At 62.1% G+C, this 18,466-nt stretch carries 18 protein-coding genes; 14 read left to right on the forward strand and 4 right to left on the reverse strand.

The window, feature by feature from the left end; genetic code table 11:
* Positions 1–108 precede the first annotated feature (108 nt).
* Entirely contained in the window at positions 109–435 is a 327-nt protein-coding gene (locus tag AB1451_06335; protein ID MEW6682526.1) for a helix-turn-helix transcriptional regulator, read from the reverse strand.
* Positions 436–723: 288 nt separating this feature from the next.
* On the opposite strand from AB1451_06335, the gene AB1451_06340 reads away from it, so the two are divergent.
* From AB1451_06340 to AB1451_06400, 13 genes are all read left to right on the forward strand, one after another.
* Positions 724–1,629, forward strand: a complete 906-nt coding sequence (locus AB1451_06340) for a diguanylate cyclase (protein ID MEW6682527.1) — start codon at positions 724–726, stop codon at positions 1,627–1,629.
* 945 nt (positions 1,630–2,574) lie between these two features.
* Positions 2,575–3,918 carry a TolC family protein gene (locus AB1451_06345; GenBank protein MEW6682528.1) on the forward strand — a complete coding sequence of 448 codons (1,344 nt, stop codon included), beginning with the start codon at positions 2,575–2,577 and terminating at the stop codon, positions 3,916–3,918.
* The gene (locus tag AB1451_06350; GenBank protein ID MEW6682529.1) at positions 3,915–4,967 is read left to right on the forward strand and encodes an efflux RND transporter periplasmic adaptor subunit; all 1,053 of its coding nucleotides are present in this window, start codon (positions 3,915–3,917) and stop codon (positions 4,965–4,967) included. Before AB1451_06345 ends, AB1451_06350 begins: the two co-directional genes overlap by 4 nt.
* A 166-nt stretch (positions 4,968–5,133) precedes the next feature.
* Positions 5,134–8,274 carry a CusA/CzcA family heavy metal efflux RND transporter gene (locus AB1451_06355; protein ID MEW6682530.1) on the forward strand — a complete coding sequence of 1,047 codons (3,141 nt, stop codon included), beginning with the start codon at positions 5,134–5,136 and terminating at the stop codon, positions 8,272–8,274.
* 49 nt (positions 8,275–8,323) lie between these two features.
* Entirely contained in the window at positions 8,324–8,779 is a 456-nt protein-coding gene (locus AB1451_06360) for a heavy metal-responsive transcriptional regulator (GenBank protein ID MEW6682531.1), read from the forward strand.
* Positions 8,776–9,051, forward strand: coding sequence for a thioredoxin family protein (locus AB1451_06365; protein ID MEW6682532.1), 276 nt, complete (start codon positions 8,776–8,778; stop codon positions 9,049–9,051). Before AB1451_06360 ends, AB1451_06365 begins: the two co-directional genes overlap by 4 nt.
* A 14-nt stretch (positions 9,052–9,065) precedes the next feature.
* Positions 9,066–9,281 carry a mercury resistance system transport protein MerF gene (merF, locus tag AB1451_06370; protein ID MEW6682533.1) on the forward strand — a complete coding sequence of 72 codons (216 nt, stop codon included), beginning with the start codon at positions 9,066–9,068 and terminating at the stop codon, positions 9,279–9,281.
* A gap of 93 nt (positions 9,282–9,374) precedes the next feature.
* Positions 9,375–10,784: a mercury(II) reductase gene (gene merA / locus AB1451_06375; protein MEW6682534.1), complete on the forward strand. Its 1,410-nt coding sequence runs from the start codon at positions 9,375–9,377 to the stop codon at positions 10,782–10,784.
* The gene (locus AB1451_06380; GenBank protein MEW6682535.1) at positions 10,781–11,647 is read left to right on the forward strand and encodes a transporter; all 867 of its coding nucleotides are present in this window, start codon (positions 10,781–10,783) and stop codon (positions 11,645–11,647) included. The genes merA and AB1451_06380 overlap by 4 nt, the downstream gene beginning before the upstream one ends.
* Positions 11,648–11,663: 16 nt before the next feature.
* Positions 11,664–12,200 carry a hypothetical protein gene (locus AB1451_06385; protein MEW6682536.1) on the forward strand — a complete coding sequence of 179 codons (537 nt, stop codon included), beginning with the start codon at positions 11,664–11,666 and terminating at the stop codon, positions 12,198–12,200.
* Between the two features lie 19 nt (positions 12,201–12,219).
* Positions 12,220–13,179: an NHL repeat-containing protein gene (locus AB1451_06390; GenBank protein MEW6682537.1), complete on the forward strand. Its 960-nt coding sequence runs from the start codon at positions 12,220–12,222 to the stop codon at positions 13,177–13,179.
* A 127-nt stretch (positions 13,180–13,306) separates the two neighbouring features.
* Positions 13,307–13,834, forward strand: coding sequence for a hypothetical protein (locus AB1451_06395; GenBank protein MEW6682538.1), 528 nt, complete (start codon positions 13,307–13,309; stop codon positions 13,832–13,834).
* 381 nt (positions 13,835–14,215) lie between these two features.
* Entirely contained in the window at positions 14,216–14,488 is a 273-nt protein-coding gene (locus tag AB1451_06400; GenBank protein MEW6682539.1) for a hypothetical protein, read from the forward strand.
* Between the two features lie 73 nt (positions 14,489–14,561).
* On the opposite strand, the gene AB1451_06405 is transcribed toward AB1451_06400, so the two are convergent.
* The 3 genes from AB1451_06405 to AB1451_06415 form a co-directional block, all read right to left on the reverse strand.
* Complete coding sequence (locus tag AB1451_06405; protein MEW6682540.1) at positions 14,562–15,488, reverse strand: hypothetical protein; 927 nt, start codon at positions 15,486–15,488, stop codon at positions 14,562–14,564.
* 1 nt (position 15,489) lies between these two features.
* The gene (locus AB1451_06410) at positions 15,490–15,948 is read right to left on the reverse strand and encodes a hypothetical protein (protein MEW6682541.1); all 459 of its coding nucleotides are present in this window, start codon (positions 15,946–15,948) and stop codon (positions 15,490–15,492) included.
* A 193-nt stretch (positions 15,949–16,141) separates the two neighbouring features.
* A complete protein-coding gene (locus tag AB1451_06415; GenBank protein ID MEW6682542.1) occupies positions 16,142–17,731 on the reverse strand; it encodes a hypothetical protein in 1,590 nt (529 codons plus the stop codon).
* A gap of 396 nt (positions 17,732–18,127) precedes the next feature.
* On the opposite strand from AB1451_06415, the gene AB1451_06420 reads away from it, so the two are divergent.
* The gene (locus AB1451_06420) at positions 18,128–18,460 is read left to right on the forward strand and encodes a hypothetical protein (GenBank protein ID MEW6682543.1); all 333 of its coding nucleotides are present in this window, start codon (positions 18,128–18,130) and stop codon (positions 18,458–18,460) included.
* Positions 18,461–18,466 lie beyond the last annotated feature (6 nt).

The raw sequence follows: 18,466 nt of genomic DNA on the forward strand, positions 1-18,466 counted from the left end.
AGGCCCGCGGTGCGAACGACGGGCTGGCGGGCTGTCTCAGCCGCGCTAACACGCGATGTGGACGGGCCGGGTGCTGAGGGATCCGTGGCAGGCTTGTGGCCAAATGGCTTAGCGGGTGACGGCTCTCAGCAGTTTAACGATCAGCCGCAGTTGCTCGTCGGTTGCGTCGTTGACGAATGTGACCGCGACTGCTCTGAGGGTGTGGGGGTGATCCTGGTGCGCATACTCAAAAAAATCCTTCAGGTCGACGCGCAGCACCCGGGCCAAACGCTCCAGCGTGTCCAGGGAGGGAAAGCCGGCCCCCACCTCGAGTCGACTCAAGTGTTTCGGGTCAATCCCGGTCCGTTCTGCAACTTGGTCCTGTGTCCAGCCTCGCCGCTTCCGGAGTTCTTTGATGCGCGCGCCCAGGAGTACCTTGGTCGATGTCGTTCGCATAAACCTCCCTCGGGGGGTGATCGTCGTCCACAAGGGGAAGTTTAGGGAACTATGGGAAAGATGCCTTTTATTGCCAGAAAACTGTGTTTGAGATAGAGTACTCCACATCTCGCAGAGGTTTACGCTGTCGTTTCCCACCTCACAGGCCAGATCCCTGCGGCGTGCGGGTTCCATACCGACTGCGGGACAGTGGTGGGGTGGTGCGACTGCGATGTCAGGTGCCTAAAGTGACTGTGCGTCCGCTCGGAATGGGGCCGGGCGTGCCGAAGAGGATAAGGAGGTCCCCCCATGCCCACGCGGATTCTCATCGTCGAGGACGACAGAACCAGCCGGCAGGAGATGATTCAGGTCTTGAAGGCCTCCAATCCCTTTGTTGAGATCTTCGAGGCGTCTGATGGGATTGCGGCGCTCAAGATCCTCGCGGAGGTGTCGGTGGATCTGGTCATCGCCGATCTCGTGATGCCCCACATGGACGGAGGCAAGTTGTTATCCGCGATCCGGCAAGACGAGCGGTTCGAACACACGCCCGTCATCATCGTCACGTCAAAGATGGACATCCGGGACAAGCTCCTGAGCTTCGAGCGCGGCGCGCAGGACTATCTCATCAAACCCTTCCATCCGGCGGAACTGGTCGCTCGGACCCAAGTGATGCTGAGGCTTCGGGCTCAGGTTCTGGCGTTCCAGGAACGAGCCGTCATGGATGGCCTGACCGGTCTCTATAACCAAAACTATCTCGCCGCGGCACTTGAACGAGAACTCAGACGAAGTCAACGGAACGGTCTCAATGTCTCCTGTCTGATGATCGACGTCGACGATTTTAAAGTGATCAACGATGTCCATGGGCACCTGGCAGGCGACGAGGTCTTACGCACAATCGGTAGATTGCTCCGAGCCCATCTCCGCGGATACGATTTTGCCGTTCGATACGGGGGCGATGAGTTCCTCGTTGTCTTGGCCCAAAACACCTCGGAGGGGGCCATGACCGTCGCCGAGCGTCTTCGCGAGGTCGTCAGCAGCTATGTGTTTTTCCCAGGAGAGGCCTTGTCAAACCCGGTTCGCGTCACCATCGGGGTGGCCTCGGTGCCAGCCGGGTTGATCGACACCGCCGAATGCATCATTCGGGCCGCGGATCGCGCGCTCTATCAGGCCAAGGCGGCCGGGAAGAACCAAGTTCGTCTATGCCAAGGCCTCTGACTTGAAGATCCAGTGTACTTCAGGGAGGTATGGGGATGACACGCACCCTCTCATGCCGAAAGCCCCTGGGATCGCCCTGCAGGACGCTGTCTGGCGGCGGTGGCTTGTAACGATCCGATTGAATTAGTTCGATTATCTGTGACCAATTTTGTGGCAATGTTCTCAGCCGTTCATCGTTCCATCGTCAATCGGTTCTTTCCACAACTTTACCAACAAGTTGTCCGCAGATTCTGTTGACAGTCCGTCTCGCACTCGTAGATTTCGACGCTAACTTACGTCAGTTACAGAGACAGAGATCGATCAACGGATCGCCTGAGTCGAATGGGTGACTGCGCACGAAAAGAGTCCGGGTCCCTTGGGCGGCCGGGAATACCGCGCGTTGACTTTCGGTCAGGTGTCGAGTAGGGTTCAATACTGACACTGGCAATGAAGAGAGACATTCCCGTGCGATCAACATATCACCGGTCATCAGCCATCGGGATTCTTACCCTGCTGGCGGTGCTGATTCTGGCTCCTTGCCTGCACACTCAGGGAACGGAGATCGTCGAACCGCACGCGCCTGCGTCGCATGCCAGCGATCGGGATCCGTGCTGTTTTGATTCGTATACCCATCGGTTCGTTGAATCGCATCCGCCGTGTGCTGATGCCGTCACTGTCGCGCGGAGCACTACGAACCGAGAAACCGTCCAGCCGGTCACAGGCTCTGCTCCGGTTCCCGTCTCCTTAGAAGACTGGGGCCAAGCTGCCATCGAGTCGGCCACCCAGTTTCGCGAGAAACGCAGCCTCACGGTTCAATCCCCTTCTCTGTACACCCTGCACCGGCAGTACCGTCTCTAAACCCGTCTCCGCATCTCAACGCTAGGTAAGTTTACTCAGCGTTCCCGACCAGGGTTCGCGGCCATGGTGCACGCGCCAGGGTCTGGACACTTTGCTGCGGAGCGTTCGATGACCAATGACTTTTCCACACGACGAGTGCTCGTCGGTTTGGTGTTCGTGATGTCTGTGTCGGCATGGAGCCAGCCGGTCGTGGCCGAGGACCGTGCAGCTCATGAAACGTCCCGTGCCGTCACCGTTGAAGCAGCGGTTGAAACCGCCCTCCGACAAAACCCCGAGTTGAAAGCCCGCGAGGAGGAGCGGGAGACCGCCCAGGGCGCGCTGCGGCAGACGCGGGCGTACCCCAATCCGGAACTCGATCTCGCCCTGGAGACCGATCGGTTCTTTGCCGGAGATGGCGAAGGGCGCCGATCGATCGGCATCACCCAGACCATCGTCACGGTCGGCAAGCGGCGTCAGCGCCAGGACAACGCCCGCCTCGGCGTCACGGTGGTCGAGCAGACGATCGACAATGCGAAGCGGCAATTGATCGCGGAGGTCGAAGAAGCCTTCTACCGGCTGTTGTTCACACAAGAGCGCGTGAAGTTCGCACGAGAGCAGGCCGACCTGGCCAGCCGCTTAGTCGTCCTCAGCGAGGGGCGCTTCCGCGAAGGATTCGCGCCCGAAATGGACGTGACCCTCGCCAAGGTCGACTATCACACCAGACTGCAGGAGGCCGTGGGTCTCGGGCAGGAACTGGTAGAGGCGCGGTCTGCCCTCAACACGCTCATGGGACAGGCGGCCGACGAGCCGGTGGCCGCCCACGGCACCCTGCGCGCCGCTCCCCTGTTCATGAAGAAGAACTCCACGCCTCAGGAGGAGGCGCTCGGGCGGCGGCCTGACCTCCGCGCCCTGACCGTCGAACTCGAACGGGCCACGGGTGAGGTGGCGCTCGTTCGAGCGGAGCGCGTCCCGGATCTGGCCCTTTCGCTCGATGTGACCGAAGAGCGGACCGTCTTCGATGCGCCCGGACTCTCTGACCGCGATCGGCTCTGGGGGGCGAAGCTGTCGATCCCCCTCCCGCTGTTCGACCGCAAGCGAGGGGAGCTGATGGCCGCGCAATCGCGCCTCCGGCAAGCCGAATCCGAACGCGCGGCCTTGCGGGTCCGCATCGCCCAAGAAGTCCATGTGGCATTCGCGCGCATCGCCTCGGCCGAAGAACGGCTCCAGCACTTTGAGCGCGACGTGGTGCCCCTGGCCCAGAACAATCTCGATCTCACCCGACAGGCGTACGAACAAGGCTTGGCCGGGATTCTCCAGATCCTGGAGGCCCAGCGGCGGTTTGCGGAGGCGCAAGTCGGCTATCTCGGCGCCCAGTATGAGCACCACGTGGCGCTCGTGGCGCTGGAGCGAGACATCGCAGGCCGGATGGGTGGAGCCCCCATGAGCCGCCCAGACGAAGGAGACAGGCCATGACACGATGGATGAACGCGAGGAGATTCGGGTGGTGGGTCATCATCAGCGCGTCCGTGCTGGTCGGTGCGTGGCACCTGACGAATCCCAATCCGATTCGCGCCGATGAAGGGCATACCCGTCCCGAGTCCAAGGCAGAGCAGCCCCATGCTGACGCCAAGGAAGCGGGCGAACCGGCCGGTCATGCCGAGCCGGAAGCTCATGCCGCCGATGCAATGGAAGGCATTCGCCTGAGCGACGAGGCGAAGCGGAACATCGGCCTGACCGTGGAAGCGGCTGCGGCACGGACGATCCAAAAGGTCATCAGCATCAATGGCGTCGTCAAACCCCAGCCCAATCGCTTGGCGGCCGTTGGACCCAGGACCGAGGCCATCGTGGAGCGGGTGCTGGTCAATCCCTGGGATCGAGTAAAGGAAGGGCAGCTCTTGGCTGAGGTGCGGAGCCGCCAATTCGGCAATCCGCCCCCCCTGATTCCGCTCACCGCACCGATCGCGGGCGTGATCTCCAAATGGGATGCCAAGGTCGGCGAAGCCGTGGGGCCGGGCTCGGTGCTGTTCGAGATTATCGATCCATCGGTGATGTGGGTCGAAGGCGATCTGCCCGAGCACGAATCGCAGCAGGTCCGGGTTGGTCAGGTCGCGCGCGTCAGCGTGGTCGCGCTGCCGGAGCGCGTGTTCGAGGGACGCATTGTCCGGATGGGCGGGATGGTCGAGCCCGAGAAACGCTCGGTGCATGTGTGGGTCGAGGTGCCGAACCCCAAGTATGAGCTCAAGCCAGAAATGTTCTCACAATTGGCGATCGTTGTGGGCAGCCGATCTCAGGTCCTGGCGATCCCCAAGCAGGCGGTCCTCCGCGCCGGGGGCGAGTTGGTGGTCTTTGTCGAAGCAGGGGACGCGTACCTTCGCCGCAACGTGGCGACCGGGACTCAGGATGACCGCTACGTCGAAATCGTGCGCGGTCTCCAGCCCGGCGACCGTGTGGTCACGCAAGGCCACTACGAACTGCTGTCCTCGATCGTCATCAAGGGCGGCGTCCAAGAACACGGGCACTAGAGCCCGCCCATGAACGACCATCTGCGGCGTTGCCCCTGCGCATCCGGTCCTCACGTACGACCCAGTACGCTCCGGTCCGGTGCTCGCGGCGCCTTGCATCTGGCACATTCCTGGACGGCCTCAAACCAACGACTACCTGGGACAGGCTCTTAAGGAGGCATTGAGCATGTGGTCGAAGATCGTTGACTTCTCGTTGAAGAACTGGTTGCTCGTGGTCGCCGGAGCGCTGCTCGTTCTCTTCGGGGGCGCTCGCGTGGTGTCGCAGATGCCGGTGGACGTGTACCCCGATATCACCGACCCGCGGGTCACGATTCTGACCGAGGCGCCGGGCTGGTCGCCGGAGGAGGTCGAGGCGCTGGTGACCTTTCCCCTGGAGAGCGTGTTCAACGGCATGCCGTTCGTGACCCGCGTCCGGTCGTCCTCGGGGATCGGGCTCTCGGTGGTGATCGTGGAATTTGCGTGGGGCACCGACGTGTTCCGGGCCCGACAGATTGTCACCGAGCGCTTGGCCACCGTGAAGCTCCCTGCGGGGGCCGAAGCGCCGTTCATGACGCCGATCGCGTCGCGGCTGGGCGAGATCGTGGAGTTCGCGGTGGTGGATGAGAAGAACAGCCTCTCGCCCTTGGAGATGCGGGACCTGGCCGACTGGGTGATCCGGTTTCGGCTCCAATCGGCCGGAGGCATCGCCAATATCCTGAACATGGGCGGGTTTGTGAAGGAATACCAGGTCGTGGTCCATCCGGTGCACCTCACCCACTACGGGCTCTCCCTCCACGAGGTCTTCGAGGCGCTCGAGCAGAGTAATCTCAACGCGGCGGGCGGGTTCTCCAAGGAGCGGCAGCAGGAGTATCTGATCCGCGGGCTCGGACGGATTCAGACGGTGGCCGATATCGAGAACGTGGTGATCACCACCCGGGACAGCGTGCCGATCTACGTCAAAGACGTGGCCGAGGTTCGGGTCTCGGGTCCGGCGGTCCGCCGGGGAGCGGGGAGCCTGAACGGCAACGAAGCCGTGCTCGGGCGCATCGTGAAACAGCCGGGCACCAACACGCTGGAGTTGACCGCCAAGGTCTTTGCGATCTTCGAGCAACTCAAGACCACGCTTCCGGATGGAGTTCGAATCGCCACCGAGTATGTGCAGGCCGAGGTCATCGAACGCGCGATCCGCACAGTGAGGGAGTCCTTTCTCGAAGGCGCGGTCCTGGTGGTGGTCATCCTGTTCGTGTTCTTGTGGAACCTCCGCGCGTCGTTGATCACGCTCACGGCCATTCCACTGTCGTTGATGCTCGGCATCGTCTTCATCGCGGTTCAGGGCATGACCCTGAACGTGATGACCCTGGCCGCGCTGACCATCGCGATCGGCCTGGTGGTGGACGATGCGATCATCGTGGTGGAGAACATCCACCGGCGGCTTCGAGAGGCCTCGGCGACGCCAACCGATGTGGGGAAAGGGCGGAGGCGGGAGATCGTCCTTGCGGCCACGCAGGAGATCGTGGGCTCCGTGGTCTACGCCACGATCATCATCATGCTGGTCTTCCTGCCCATCTTTGCGTTCAAGGGAATCGAGGGCCGCCTCTTTGCGCCCTTGGCGACCACCGTGATCGTGGCGATGGGTGCGTCGCTCCTGGTGTCCGTGACGCTCAGTCCCGCGCTGAGCTATCTCTTTTTGGTGTCCCGGTCGGGGGTGAGTCACCGTGAGAGCCCGGTGCTGTCATGGGTGCACCGCTGGTATCGGCCGCTGCTGACCCGCGTGCTTCGGCATCGATGGCCGGTAGTCGGGGTCGTGTTCGTGATCATCGCGATGGCGGTGGCGCTGACGCCGTTCGTGGGCAAGGAGTTCCTGCCGATTATGGACGAGGGCACGTACGTGATCAACGTACGGATGTTGCCGGGCACGTCGCTGGAGGAATCGCTCCGCATCGGCCGGCAGGTCGAACGCGCCCTCTTGGAAATTCCCGAGGTGGTCTCCACCTCGGCCCGCACCGGCCGCGCGGAGCAGGACGAGCACGCCGAGGGCGTCAACGTGAACGAAATCTTGGTGAACGTGAAACCGCCGGAACAGCGCACTCATGCGCGCGAGGCGGTGCTCGCCGATATCCGGGAGAAGTTGGAGCAGTTTCCCGGGGCTGCCACGTTCGTCGGCCAACCGATCCAGCACCGGATCGACGAACTGCTCTCCGGCGTGACGGCGCAGGTGGCGATCAAGCTCTTCGGTTCTGACCTCGAGGTGCTGCGATCCACCGCGCAGAGCGTCGCCGCGTCGGTGCGGTCGGTCTCTGGCGCGGCCGACGTGCTGGTCGAGCAGCAGGTGGACATTCCCCAGCTCCAGATTCAGATCGATCGTACTGCCGCGGCCCGGTACGGGCTGTCGGTCGGCGAGGTGTCGCGCTTTATCGAGACGGCGTTCAAGGGAGAAGTGGCGACGCAGGTCATCGACGGGCAACGCACGTACGACCTCGTCGTCATTCTCGATCACGCCTATCGCGACGACCTCGAGAAGATGCGGCAACTGCTCATCGATACCCCCGCCGGTCCAACCGTGCCACTGGAGCGCGTCGCTCACGTCCGTTATGGCAAGGGTCCCAACACCATCAATCGTGAGAACGTGTCCCGCCGGATCGTCATCCAGTCCAACGTCCAGGGGCGCGACCTGGGTGGGTTTATCGAGGACGTGCAGCGCGCCGTGGCGCAGCGGGTCACGCTCCCGGAGGGATATTTCCTAGTGTACGGGGGACAGTTCGAAGCCCAGCAGGAGGCCATGCGGCAACTGATCCTCTTGGGCGGCCTGATCCTGGTCGCGGTGTTTCTCCTGCTCTACATGAGTTTGGGATCCGTCACCTCGGCCGTGCTGGTGATGCTCAATCTGCCGTTCGCACTGGCTGGCGGGGTGTTTGCGGTCTTCCTCTCTGGTGGCGTGTTGTCTATCCCCTCCGCCATCGGGTTCATCCTGCTGTTCGGCATCGCGATCCGCAACGGGATTATCCTGATCATGCACATTAGTACCCTCCGCGCGCAGGAAGGCCTCTCGCTGGAGGACGCGATCCTGCTCGGCGCCGAGCACCGCGTGAGCCCCGTGCTGATGACAGCGTTGGCGGCCGGAATCGGGATGGTGCCGCTGGCGCTGGCCACGGGCTCCGGCGCCGAACTGCTCAAGCCGTTGGCCACCGTGATCGTGGGCGGCATGGTGACCAGCACCGCGCTGACGCTCTTGGCGCTGCCGGCGCTGTATGACTTGGTGGAGGAATGGCGTGGTCCTCGTAACGCCCGGATATCTCCCCCCGCGCCCACTGTGCAAACGAGGTCTTGACCCTCTACCATAGTAGAGGGTGTAGCGTGTCAACCAGACGAGGTCGACCATGAACGCCAACCTTCGCATTGGCCTGGTGGCTCGGCAGGTCGGGGTCAGCGTGCAGACGATTCGGTACTACGAACGGCGGAAGCTACTGGTGCCCGCGGCGCGCACCGCGTCCGGGTACCGACGGTATGGGAACGACGATCTTCAGCGGCTGCAGTTCATCCAGCATGCGAAGGCGCTCGGATTCACGCTTAGGGAAATCGGCGATCTGCTGGCGCTTCGCATCGACCGTTCGGCACGCTGCGGCGACGTGAAAGAGCGCGCCGCGGCCAAACTCAACGAGGTGGAACGCCGCATCGAGCATCTGGAACACCTCGCGCGGGTCCTTCGCGGGTTGGTGCGGGACTGCCGTGCCGGTCGTTTGACCGGGGAGTGTCCGATCCTGCGGGCTCTGGAGGCACGCGCCGATCTCCGTGACCTGACCACGAAGCCGCTCGGAAGAGGGGGAAGACGATGAAGAGAACGGTTGAGATCTTTTCCGCGGGTTGTCCACTGTGTCGGGACGCCGAGGCCCGGGTCCGAGCCATCGCCTGCCCGAGCTGCGAGGTGTCGGTGCGGGACCTCAATGACCCGGCGACCGGGACGGACAACCTCAGGCGCGTGCAAGCCTACGGGATTCGAGCCGTGCCCGCCGTGGTGGTGAACGGCCGGCTCCTGGATTGTTGCCGTGCCGAGGGACCGACCGACGAGCCGCTCCGCACCGCGGGGATCGGCGTCCCGCTCAAGTAGGCGTCAGTTCGGTCGTGTTCAATAACCCGTCGCGGTGTGTCCGCGTCGGCCTGACGGGATCGCTCGTGGCGACCGTGTGCTGCGCCACGCCGATCCTGGTCGTCGTCCTGACCGCGCTGGGCCTTGGCGCGATCACAGGCTATCTCGACGCGGTCCTGCTGCCGCTGCTCGGCCTCTTCGGCGGCCTCACCGTGTACGGTCTCGTGCTGAAGCGGCGGAGGTGTTCCTGACAGCATGGCGCCGGGAACAGTGCGGGCTGTCAGCACCAAGCCCACCCGATCCCCGTTCCGGCGTGTCGGGCTCATCGGATTCTGGAGGGCCTCATGAGGACTGATCGCTCCTTTGATGTGGTGATCCTCGGCTCCGGATCATCGGCGTTTGCCGCGGCGATCAAAGCGACCGAACTGGGCGCGCGAGTGGCCATGACCGAGGCGGGTCTGATCGGGGGCACGTGCGTCAACGTCGGGTGTATCCCCAGCAAGACGTTGATCCAGGCCGCCGAACTCTCGTACGCGCCCGTCCACACCGCGTATCGTGGGCTGGGGGTCCCGCAGGGGAGGGTCGATCTTGCCGCGTTGGTCCGGCAAAAAGACCGTCTGGTCAGGCGCCTGCGACAACACAAGTACCTCGAGGTCGCCGAGGGCAACGACCAGATCACGCGGCTCAAAGGCCGTGCCCGGCTGGTCTCGCAGAACCACGTTCGCGTCGGCGATCGAGTCGTGAAGGGCCGTTGGATGTTGATCGCCACCGGCTCGCGGCCGTGCATCCCAAGCATTCCAGGGCTTGAGACCGTGAGATACCTGACCAGCACCGACGCCTTGGCGCTTACAACTCGGCCGCGGTCGATGGTCGTCATCGGGGGCGGGTTTATCGCGCTGGAACTGGGCCAGATGTTTCACCGCTTCGGTACCAAGGTGACGATCGTCGAGCGGGGGCCCCGCGTGCTCAAGGCTTTTGATGACGAAATTGCCGAATCGATCCAGGCCATCCTCAGAGAGGAAGGGCTCGCCATCGCGACACAGACTCGTGTGAATGGGGTGCGCCGGGTGGGTAAGCACATCGCGGTCGATGTCACGCGTCACGGGCGGGCGAAGCGACTGAAGGCCGAGCATCTTCTCATCGCGTGCGGGCGAACGCCGAACAGCGATGGGATCGGGCTGGAGCACGCCGGCATCGCGGTGGACGCCCAAGGGTTCATCCAGGTCAACGACGAACTGCGGACGACTGTCGAGTCGATCTGGGCAGCCGGTGATGTCACAGGACCGCCGCTCGCCACGCCGGTTGGTGCCCGGGAGGGCGTGCTCGCCGCCGAAAACATGTTCAAGGGTGCGAAACGCACGATGGACTATACGGCCATCCCTCGCGCCGTGTTCACCGACCCTGAGGTCGCGGCGGTGGGCATGAGTACCGCCGAGGCCAGAGCCCAAGGTCTGCAAGTCGAGGCCGATTGCCTGGATCTCATCCACGTACCCAAGGCCGCGGCGATCTATCAGACGAAAGGCCTCGTCAAGATGGTCATTGAACGTGGTACAAAGCGCATCGTAGGGATGCAACTGGTGGCATCACGCGGCGCGGACATCATTCACGAAGCAACCTTGGCCGTGCGACACCGGTTCACCATCCACGATCTGATTCGGACCATTCATGTCTATCCCACCATGTCGGAGGCCATCCGGATGGCGGCCCAGATGTTTATCAAGGATGTGTCCAGGCTGTCTTGCTGCGCCGAATGAACGCATCGACGAACGCCAACGTGGTTGCCAAGTCGAAGATCCGATCGGCTGCCACGGTGATTGCGGTGCTCACCGCGATCACAGGCCCGATGCCCGCGCTGGCGCACGAACCGATCTTTATGATCAGCCACGAGGCACCGGGGAAGGGTGCGTTCGATGTCCACACGGCGTTTCAGCACGAACGGCGGGGGGCTGAGCGCGGGCTGGAGGTGGAACAAGAGTTCACGTACGGCGTGACACGGGATCTGGCCGTCAGACTTTCCATCCCGTATGTGCGGCAGGAGATGACCACCAATCAGGGGCAGGTGGACGAGAGCGGGCTTGGGGACCCCAGGGTCCGGCTCAAATGGCGATTCTGGGATAAAGACTTGCCTGGCGTGAAGTATGCCGTGGCTGGTGTCTTGGAATCGACCATTCCTCTCGGCACCGGCGATGCCAGATTGGGCAGGGACCAGCCAAGCCTCCTCGCGGGCCTGGCCCATGGGCGTGAAGGGCTGTCTTGGTACTATTTTGTGGATGCCCGCTACCTGTACCATGTCCCGGACGACGACACAAAGCCGAGTGACCGGATCTATCTGGACGCGGCCTACGGTCTGCGCCCTGAACTTCGTGGGTTGGAAGACACGGATATCGTCTATTTCTTTGAACTGAACTATCTCCATGAACGGAAAGCGGAAGCCAACGGGGTTGTCGACCCTGATTCAGGGGGAGATTTTCTGTTCTTCTCTCCCGAGGTGTTAATTTCCCCCACGAACCGGGTGATGTTTCGAGGCGGAGTGCAGATTCCGATCCTGCAATCCTTCAACGGGCAGCAAGAGCCGAAAGACTTTGCGCTCAAAGCGCTGGCCGAGTTTCGATTCTAGGGGAGGAGGTGGCGGCGTGAATATCAAAGCCATTCTGTTTCTAAACCTTGTGGCCGGTTGGCTCATCGCAGCGGCAGCCGACGCAAAGGTGATCAGCCCATCCGACGAACAGGGTGAGAATAGGATCTCGATCCGCGCGGACGGCCTGGCCTGCTACTTCTGCGCCTACGGAATGGAGCGCTTTTTCAAACAGTCGGGACGGATCGCCTGGTATGACATGAAAATGGCCGAAGGAATCGTCGAAGTCGGGTTTATCAAGGGGAAGCCGATCCTTGATGTCAGGACCCTCAAACAGTATGTGCACGATGCGGGCTTCTCGCCCCGTGAGATCAAGGCCAAGTTGGTGGGACGGCTGACGCCAACGGACGAAGGGTATCGCTTCCGAGTGACGGAGACCGACCAGACGTTTCCAGTGGAAACCAACGCGGTCGTTCGAGCCGCACGAGAACTCGTGGATCAGGAGGTGACCGTGATCGCCCGTGTGCAGGAGGTCCAGGACGCTCCGCTGAAACTGGTGCCTGAAGCGATCCGGCCAAAAAAACTGACGCCGTGAGAGATCGCTCCCAGCGGCCATGACCTCCCCGGCTTCCCTTGCCTTCGCATTCAGCCTCTTCGTCTGGGTGACCGTCTCAGCCGCAGGAGGCCAACAGGGCTTTGAGCTCGTGGCGGTATGGGGGAAACCGGGCAGCGGCCCTGGGCAATTTCATGAACCCATGGGGCTCGCCTTGGATCCTGAGGGAAACCTGTACGTGGCCGATGCCCGCAATGTCCGAATTCAAAAGCTCTCCGCGAGTGGCGACTTTCTCCTGGCCTGGGGAGGGCCCGGTGCGGGTCAGGGGGAGTTTTCAAAGCCCGTGGATGTCGCGGTGGATGCCGACAGCCGCGTCTACGTCAGCGACTATGATGTGGACCGGATACAGGTCTTCACGTCCGATGGCCAATATCTCCGGCAGTGGGGACAGAGCGGCAAGGAGCCGGGGCGGTTCACGGTCGCCGCAGGTTTGGGGATCGATCGTGCACGGCAACGGATCTATCTCGCCGAGTTCTACAACAAGCGGGTGGAGGCATACAGCCTGGAGGGAGACCTGCTGTTTCAGATCGGAACACCCGGAAGGGTTTGGAGTGGAGCCATGAACTACCCCACGGACGTGGCGGTGGATGGGGATGGAGACGTCTATGTGGCGGACGCGTACAACCACCGCATCCAGAAATTCTCGCGCGACGGGACATTCCTGGGAAAATGGGGTGGGCCGTGGGGCTGGGGAGTGCCCTCATCCTGGGAAGGATGGTTTCGGGTGCCGTCCGGCATTGCGGTGGATTCATCCGGACGGATCTTCGTGTCCGACAGCGCAAACCAGCGAATCGTCGCCTTTTCACCACGCGGCCGAGTTTTGGCCACGTGGAATCTGGATATCTCAACCGACCTGTTCTCGCCCAGTCGGGTTGCCATTGGGCCGAACGACCGCGTCTTTGCAACCGACACGGCTCATGACCGGGTGCTCGTGTTGGAATTCGGCACGCACCGCCGATGAGGAGAGACTGCCGGCGCCCACTATGTCCGAAGCGACTCGAATGGCGGCCCAGATGTTCACTCAGGATGTGTCAAAGCTGTCCTGTTGCGCGGAGTAATGGAGTAATACGGAGAAAAAGGAGGTCTCAATGAAAAGCAAAATCATCTTAGCGGCAGTTCTGAGCACCGTGAGTCTGATGCTGACCAGCAGCATAGGAGCCGCGGCGGAACCGCAGACGATGCTGATCCATCTGAAGACCAGCCTCAAACACGACGACGCGCAGATCTGCGTGGCCTACAATGCCATCTGGGCCGCGCTGGAAGAAGGCTTGAAGGTCGACGTGCTCATCGATGCCGACGCGGTCAATACCTACAAGGTCGGCTGGTGGGGTAAGGACGATATCGAAGGCTATAAGCTGCCGGAGCGGATGCGGGAGGTGCTGGCCCGGCAGTTCAGCGTGCCCCTGGAACGCGTGCCCGGGGTGTACGGTGAGTACCTGGTGATGCTGCACGACAAAGGCGCGGAGTTCTACATCGATGAAGAGATGCTGATCACCGCGGGCATCGCCAAACGGCCGGGCGATCTCGATCGGGTCTCCAACAAGTTCTTCAAGCCCGTGACGCTGCCCGAGATGATCCGGCTGAGAACAAGCGCGGATGTGTACCTCGTCTACTGATCGAGACGGCGCCGGTTGTGGCCGCACGGGTCGAGGGGCGCCGGTCCCTTCATGGCCAACCTCGTGAACCATCGACACGTCGTCGATAGGATGAAACCTTGTGGGGGAGGCCCGTGTCCCACTCGGGAGGCCTCGGCGCGACCTCGGGGCACGCCTTGCCTGGCGGATACGCGTGTACGTTGCCGCACACCCCTCGGACTGCGATCGGCATGGCGCTGCAAGCCCTCACGCTCATGATTTGCTGGCGGCTTGGCTGGACATTCGGCGCGACGAGTAGGAGTGCAAGCTTCACGTGGTTCCACCTCTCTGCCCGCTCGGCATCTCACCAGCAGACTTCGGTCGGCTCACTCTTCGACGCCTCGACTCTCCTGACGATAGATAATGAACTCGGTCGGCGTCAGGTGGCCGAGCGAGCACCCCCTGGCCGCCCGCTATCGCCGGGTCATGCGCCACCGTGGGCACAAGAAGGCCCTGGTGGCCGTGGCCCATGCGATCCTGGTGATGGTCTACCATCTCCTCTCGCTGCAGGTGGACTACCAGGAACTGGGCGAATGGTACTTTGACCAACGCCACCGGGAGTATGCCACACGGCGCTATGTGAAGCTCTTGGAGGGGCTCGGCCATCGGGTCATCTTAGAGCCCGCCGCGGCGTAACGAAAACTACCGGGTGGTGGCATTTTCTGAGCAGTAGATATATGAGGTATTATCAGCTGGATTCGTCGCAACGTCATCTATCTGATTTTTCCTTGAGACGGTTGAACACCCGATCTTCGCCAAACATTTCCACGTCGCGCCGCAAGGCTTGGAACATGTCCGAGAAGGCGACCCGGTCAGGATCTGACCGAAAGGCATCGTCGATTCGTTGTTTCTGACGCGGAGAGAGCGCTCTTTGCAGTTCCGCTGTGCGCAGCGCCCGGGATTCGAGGTATTGGCCGATGGTTTTGTGTAACTGATACTCCCGTGGTTGGATCGTCCCCTCCAACACGTCCACCCGTGTGCCGCCCCACCATTCAGGATGCGGCATTTGAACGAACCCGAAGACTATTAACCGACCCATCTTGGCGTAGACAAACGCCGAATTGCTGTTACTGCCTACATCGGTGTCAATCACGCGACTGAGATATCGATTCATGTTCGACGGTAAATCGCCGCCCTGAACATTGGCGATTAGGGTAACTGGCAGCAGATGCAGCTCGAACGCGCCCGGATCGGAGACCCGGTCAGCCATGAAGTCGCGCCACCGGCCAAGCGCCTGTTCAGCCAATTCGAGCTGCTGGGCCGTGAGATGCTTCAATTCGCCCGTGTGTTTGAAGGAGAGAAGAACCCGCCACACTACTGACGCGACGAACTTGGCCAGCCATGGCCCATACTGAACCCTCATCGAGGCGTCGGCGTGGTACGGGTAAAACAGCGAATTCGCCGTCTGGGTTTCCCAGTTGCTAAAACGTTCTTCACAGACAGCACAAAGAAGGTTGGCCTTCTGACCATCTTGTAGTCGAACGTTCGGCGCAATGCCGGACCGGAACCGGCCCGTCGGCGAGGTCTCAATTTTCCACCGATAGACGAAACGCGGAATGATGTGGCTGTCACACAATGGCGCAGCCGTTTCGCAGAATGCGCAGGTCGAAAGTTCGATCTTCGGGAAGATCGCCATCCTAGGTGCGCCGGAAGAACTCTCGAGTGGCCTCGATCAAGCGATCCTGTAGAAACAAAAGGTGTTTGCGACCTTCGCGCTGCGTGTCAACGGTCCGAAAGCCCAAGCCCAACTCGGTCACTGCCATGTTAATTTTCGCCTCGATAGGGTCACGTGGGTCGAGAATGATCTGGACTTTATGGATGAGCGGTAGGATTTGCTCATATTGGTCCCGCTGATATGCCTCTGGATCTGAAAAAAAGAGCAGATCAGCGATGGCATCGAGCAGCAGATCTTCCTTCTTTGCGCGGAACCGCGCGCGCGACTCCCCCGAAATTTGGGCGGTGAGTTTCTTGAATTCGGACTCGATGAGCGCCTGCGTGTTGCCCTTCTGTAGCCATCCGGCGACTAACGTGCCAGCGAGTGTGCCGACAATCGTAAGAACGCCGCCAACGATCGCGACAATCAGGACATCGGACATCACATCAATTGCTCATTCACCACTAGCCGAGGCTAGCACAACGTTTCGAGGACGCGCAAGCACAACGCGCTTCATGGCCACGCACGGGCGCCAGACTGCATACACACCTCGTCTCGATGTGGGGCAACGTTGGGATCTTGGATGAGAGAGGAGGCTGAGACCTTCCTGACGGCGGACGGGGGAGTTCGCCGTGTTAGGGTGAGTGATGCGATGTCGGTGCGGGCAGGTACTGCAGGCTCCTCCTGAGCGATGCGAGTACCGGCGTCCGCGAGACATCTTCCTCGGCGCAGGCGCCCAGGAGCCGTTCGATGGCTGATCGCAGATCCGCGACAGCGTCGTCCGGCGTCCCAGCCGCCTGCGCCAGCATCCGGTAAGTCCGGCGGGCCTGCTCCAAGAGCGTTTCAGCCCGCCGGAGGCGCTCTCCTTTGGCCATTGTGGCCAGTGCGGTGAAGAGCGCCCGCCGCAGCGTGTCCCGATTCGGCGTGGACCGGTACACCAACATGGCTTCCGACAAGTCCGCGAAGCCGCCCCAGGCAAGGATCTGGGGCCGGTAGCCCGTGCGCGGCCGCTCCGCCGCGACGCTGGATCCCCGAAACCCGCCGTAACGGGATTCGAAGAGCGCCAGCGCCGCGACCCGCTTTGCCGCCTCGACGTCCCCGCCAGGCGGTCGCATCCCGGTCCGAAACGTCTTCACGAAGATCTCCACGACGGGATTAGATCTTCTCTCCCGCCGCCGTTTCACGGCTCGCTTCAAAAAGCTGAAGAGCCGCGAGGCGTAGAAGTCCTCCATGAAGCGATCGAGCCGGGCGAACCTCGACGACGCCTCGTCAGCGCGGAGTCCTGCAAAGGCCAGCGCCTGGGCCTTGTAGCTCGGATGGTTCATCCGGCCATAGGCCACGGCCGCCACCTCAGCAACGACTTCGCCTGGCACGGTCGTCGGGGCCGGTTTGCTCCGAGCGAACGCGGCAGAGGTCCGGCACACTTCCAGGTGGAGCCGGTAGTACCTGGCTCGCTCGGACCGCGCTAGATCCCGAAGCGGCGCTTGGTCCAGGTGCCAGGCCTCGGCGATGTACGGGAGCTTTTGATCGAGCTGGGCTTCAAACACCCCTTGGTCGGGGTGAAAGAAGCTCGACTCTTTCATCAGCACCCGCAGCACGCGCCGCCGCTGGTCCCGGAAGAGCCGTACCGGCCGCAGATCGGTGGGCAGGATGCCCGAGCCCATGACGCGTTGAGGATCGCCGTCTGGGTCCTGCGTGAAGAACAGAAAATCGTCTTCAGACAGGCTCGATAACCACCGGCTGACTTCCTCTTGCGTCCCAGGATCGGTCTCCATCCACCGGTCGCCGACGAGGCTCCACAACAGAGCCAGCGTTGACTCCGGCCGGTCCGGATCCACGAGGGCCGAGGCCGCCGCCCTCCGGTAGAGCGGATTGCGGCGCCTGGCAAAGAACGCGGACACGAGCTGGCGATGCGCTGCCATGAAGCGCTCGGCCCGCTCCTCCGCCTCCTCATCCAGTTCCTCCACGTGGAAGCCTTCGCGGAGCACTGCGAACCCGCTGGCTTCGTCCCGGTCCGCGAGCCGCTCGTCTGGGCCTTCGAACACCTCCCAGACAAACTGGCCTCGCGCGGCATCCGGGACGCGATGTGACAGGACCTGAACTTCCGGTTCAGGTGATGGGAACGCCCGTTCATAGACACCGGCTGCGTCCCCCACGGAATGTTCTCCGGCCTCCAGGCTGTATCCGTCTGGAGGCCCCAGGCATGTGCGATGGTCTTCGTCCATGAGCTGTTCTCCTTTCCCCCCGTCCTCCCACGGGCCGATGGCTCGGCTGGCGAGAGGGCGAGGGGAACAGGAGAGGAGAAGACGGTTTCCCCGTCCGCCAACAGCAAGGTCTCACGATTCAGTTGTCAAAGAGCGGTTGAACCTGATGCTGCGAAGATAGTCCGGTCTCAGAGGGGAGGAGCAACCGAGATCGGCCGTCCACCTGCCGTTTCTGGCAAGTTCTTTTGAGAACTGAGGCGAACCCGCGTGGAAGTGAATGGCACGTCTGCCCTTAGCGTATGGGTACTTGTATACCATACCCCCCTATGATATATTGCTTCCTCGCGTAAACAATCGGGAGAGGCCAGAAAAGCCGATGCGACTCACCCGACTAAATTCCCACCAGAGGAGGTGTCCATGTGTAATACACACAGTGCCGGTCACGCCCATGGCGTCCGCAGCGATGCAGACAAGGCAGTCGCCGATCTCCGGGATGATTTGATCGAAGAACTCAAACTCATCACCAAGTACGAGGCGCAGATCCCGGTGATTGCCGCGGAGGACTTTCCCGCGGTAGACGATGTGGTTCATGTCCTGGGCCATATTCGGGACGAGCATAAACACGCCGCCGATACCCTCATTGAGTTCATCAATCGGCTCGACGCGGGCCAACGGACCACGGAGGCTCACGATGACCAGCACAAGCAGAGGAAACATATCCACGAACACCAACCCGCCCCGGAACGGTAACCGTGG

The organism is Nitrospirota bacterium (genome assembly GCA_040757335.1).
In the GTDB taxonomy this organism is placed as follows: domain Bacteria; phylum Nitrospirota; class Nitrospiria; order 2-01-FULL-66-17; family 2-01-FULL-66-17; genus JBFLXB01.

Excerpts from the sequence above, each read along its gene's own strand:
- AB1451_06335 (MEW6682526.1), bottom strand. The coding sequence starts at position 435 with ATGCGAACGACATCGACCAAGGTACTCCTGGGCGCGCGCATCAAAGAA.
- AB1451_06340 (MEW6682527.1), top strand. The coding sequence starts at position 724 with ATGCCCACGCGGATTCTCATCGTCGAGGACGACAGAACCAGCCGGCAG.
- AB1451_06345 (MEW6682528.1), top strand. The coding sequence starts at position 2,575 with ATGACCAATGACTTTTCCACACGACGAGTGCTCGTCGGTTTGGTGTTC.
- AB1451_06350 (MEW6682529.1), top strand. The coding sequence starts at position 3,915 with ATGACACGATGGATGAACGCGAGGAGATTCGGGTGGTGGGTCATCATC.
- AB1451_06355 (MEW6682530.1), top strand. The coding sequence starts at position 5,134 with ATGTGGTCGAAGATCGTTGACTTCTCGTTGAAGAACTGGTTGCTCGTG.
- AB1451_06360 (MEW6682531.1), top strand. The coding sequence starts at position 8,324 with ATGAACGCCAACCTTCGCATTGGCCTGGTGGCTCGGCAGGTCGGGGTC.
- AB1451_06365 (MEW6682532.1), top strand. The coding sequence starts at position 8,776 with ATGAAGAGAACGGTTGAGATCTTTTCCGCGGGTTGTCCACTGTGTCGG.
- merA (MEW6682534.1), top strand. The coding sequence starts at position 9,375 with ATGAGGACTGATCGCTCCTTTGATGTGGTGATCCTCGGCTCCGGATCA.
- AB1451_06380 (MEW6682535.1), top strand. The coding sequence starts at position 10,781 with ATGAACGCATCGACGAACGCCAACGTGGTTGCCAAGTCGAAGATCCGA.
- AB1451_06390 (MEW6682537.1), top strand. The coding sequence starts at position 12,220 with ATGACCTCCCCGGCTTCCCTTGCCTTCGCATTCAGCCTCTTCGTCTGG.
- AB1451_06395 (MEW6682538.1), top strand. The coding sequence starts at position 13,307 with ATGAAAAGCAAAATCATCTTAGCGGCAGTTCTGAGCACCGTGAGTCTG.
- AB1451_06400 (MEW6682539.1), top strand. The coding sequence starts at position 14,216 with ATGAACTCGGTCGGCGTCAGGTGGCCGAGCGAGCACCCCCTGGCCGCC.
- AB1451_06405 (MEW6682540.1), bottom strand. The coding sequence starts at position 15,488 with ATGGCGATCTTCCCGAAGATCGAACTTTCGACCTGCGCATTCTGCGAA.
- AB1451_06410 (MEW6682541.1), bottom strand. The coding sequence starts at position 15,948 with ATGTCCGATGTCCTGATTGTCGCGATCGTTGGCGGCGTTCTTACGATT.
- AB1451_06415 (MEW6682542.1), bottom strand. The coding sequence starts at position 17,731 with ATGGACGAAGACCATCGCACATGCCTGGGGCCTCCAGACGGATACAGC.
- AB1451_06420 (MEW6682543.1), top strand. The coding sequence starts at position 18,128 with ATGTGTAATACACACAGTGCCGGTCACGCCCATGGCGTCCGCAGCGAT.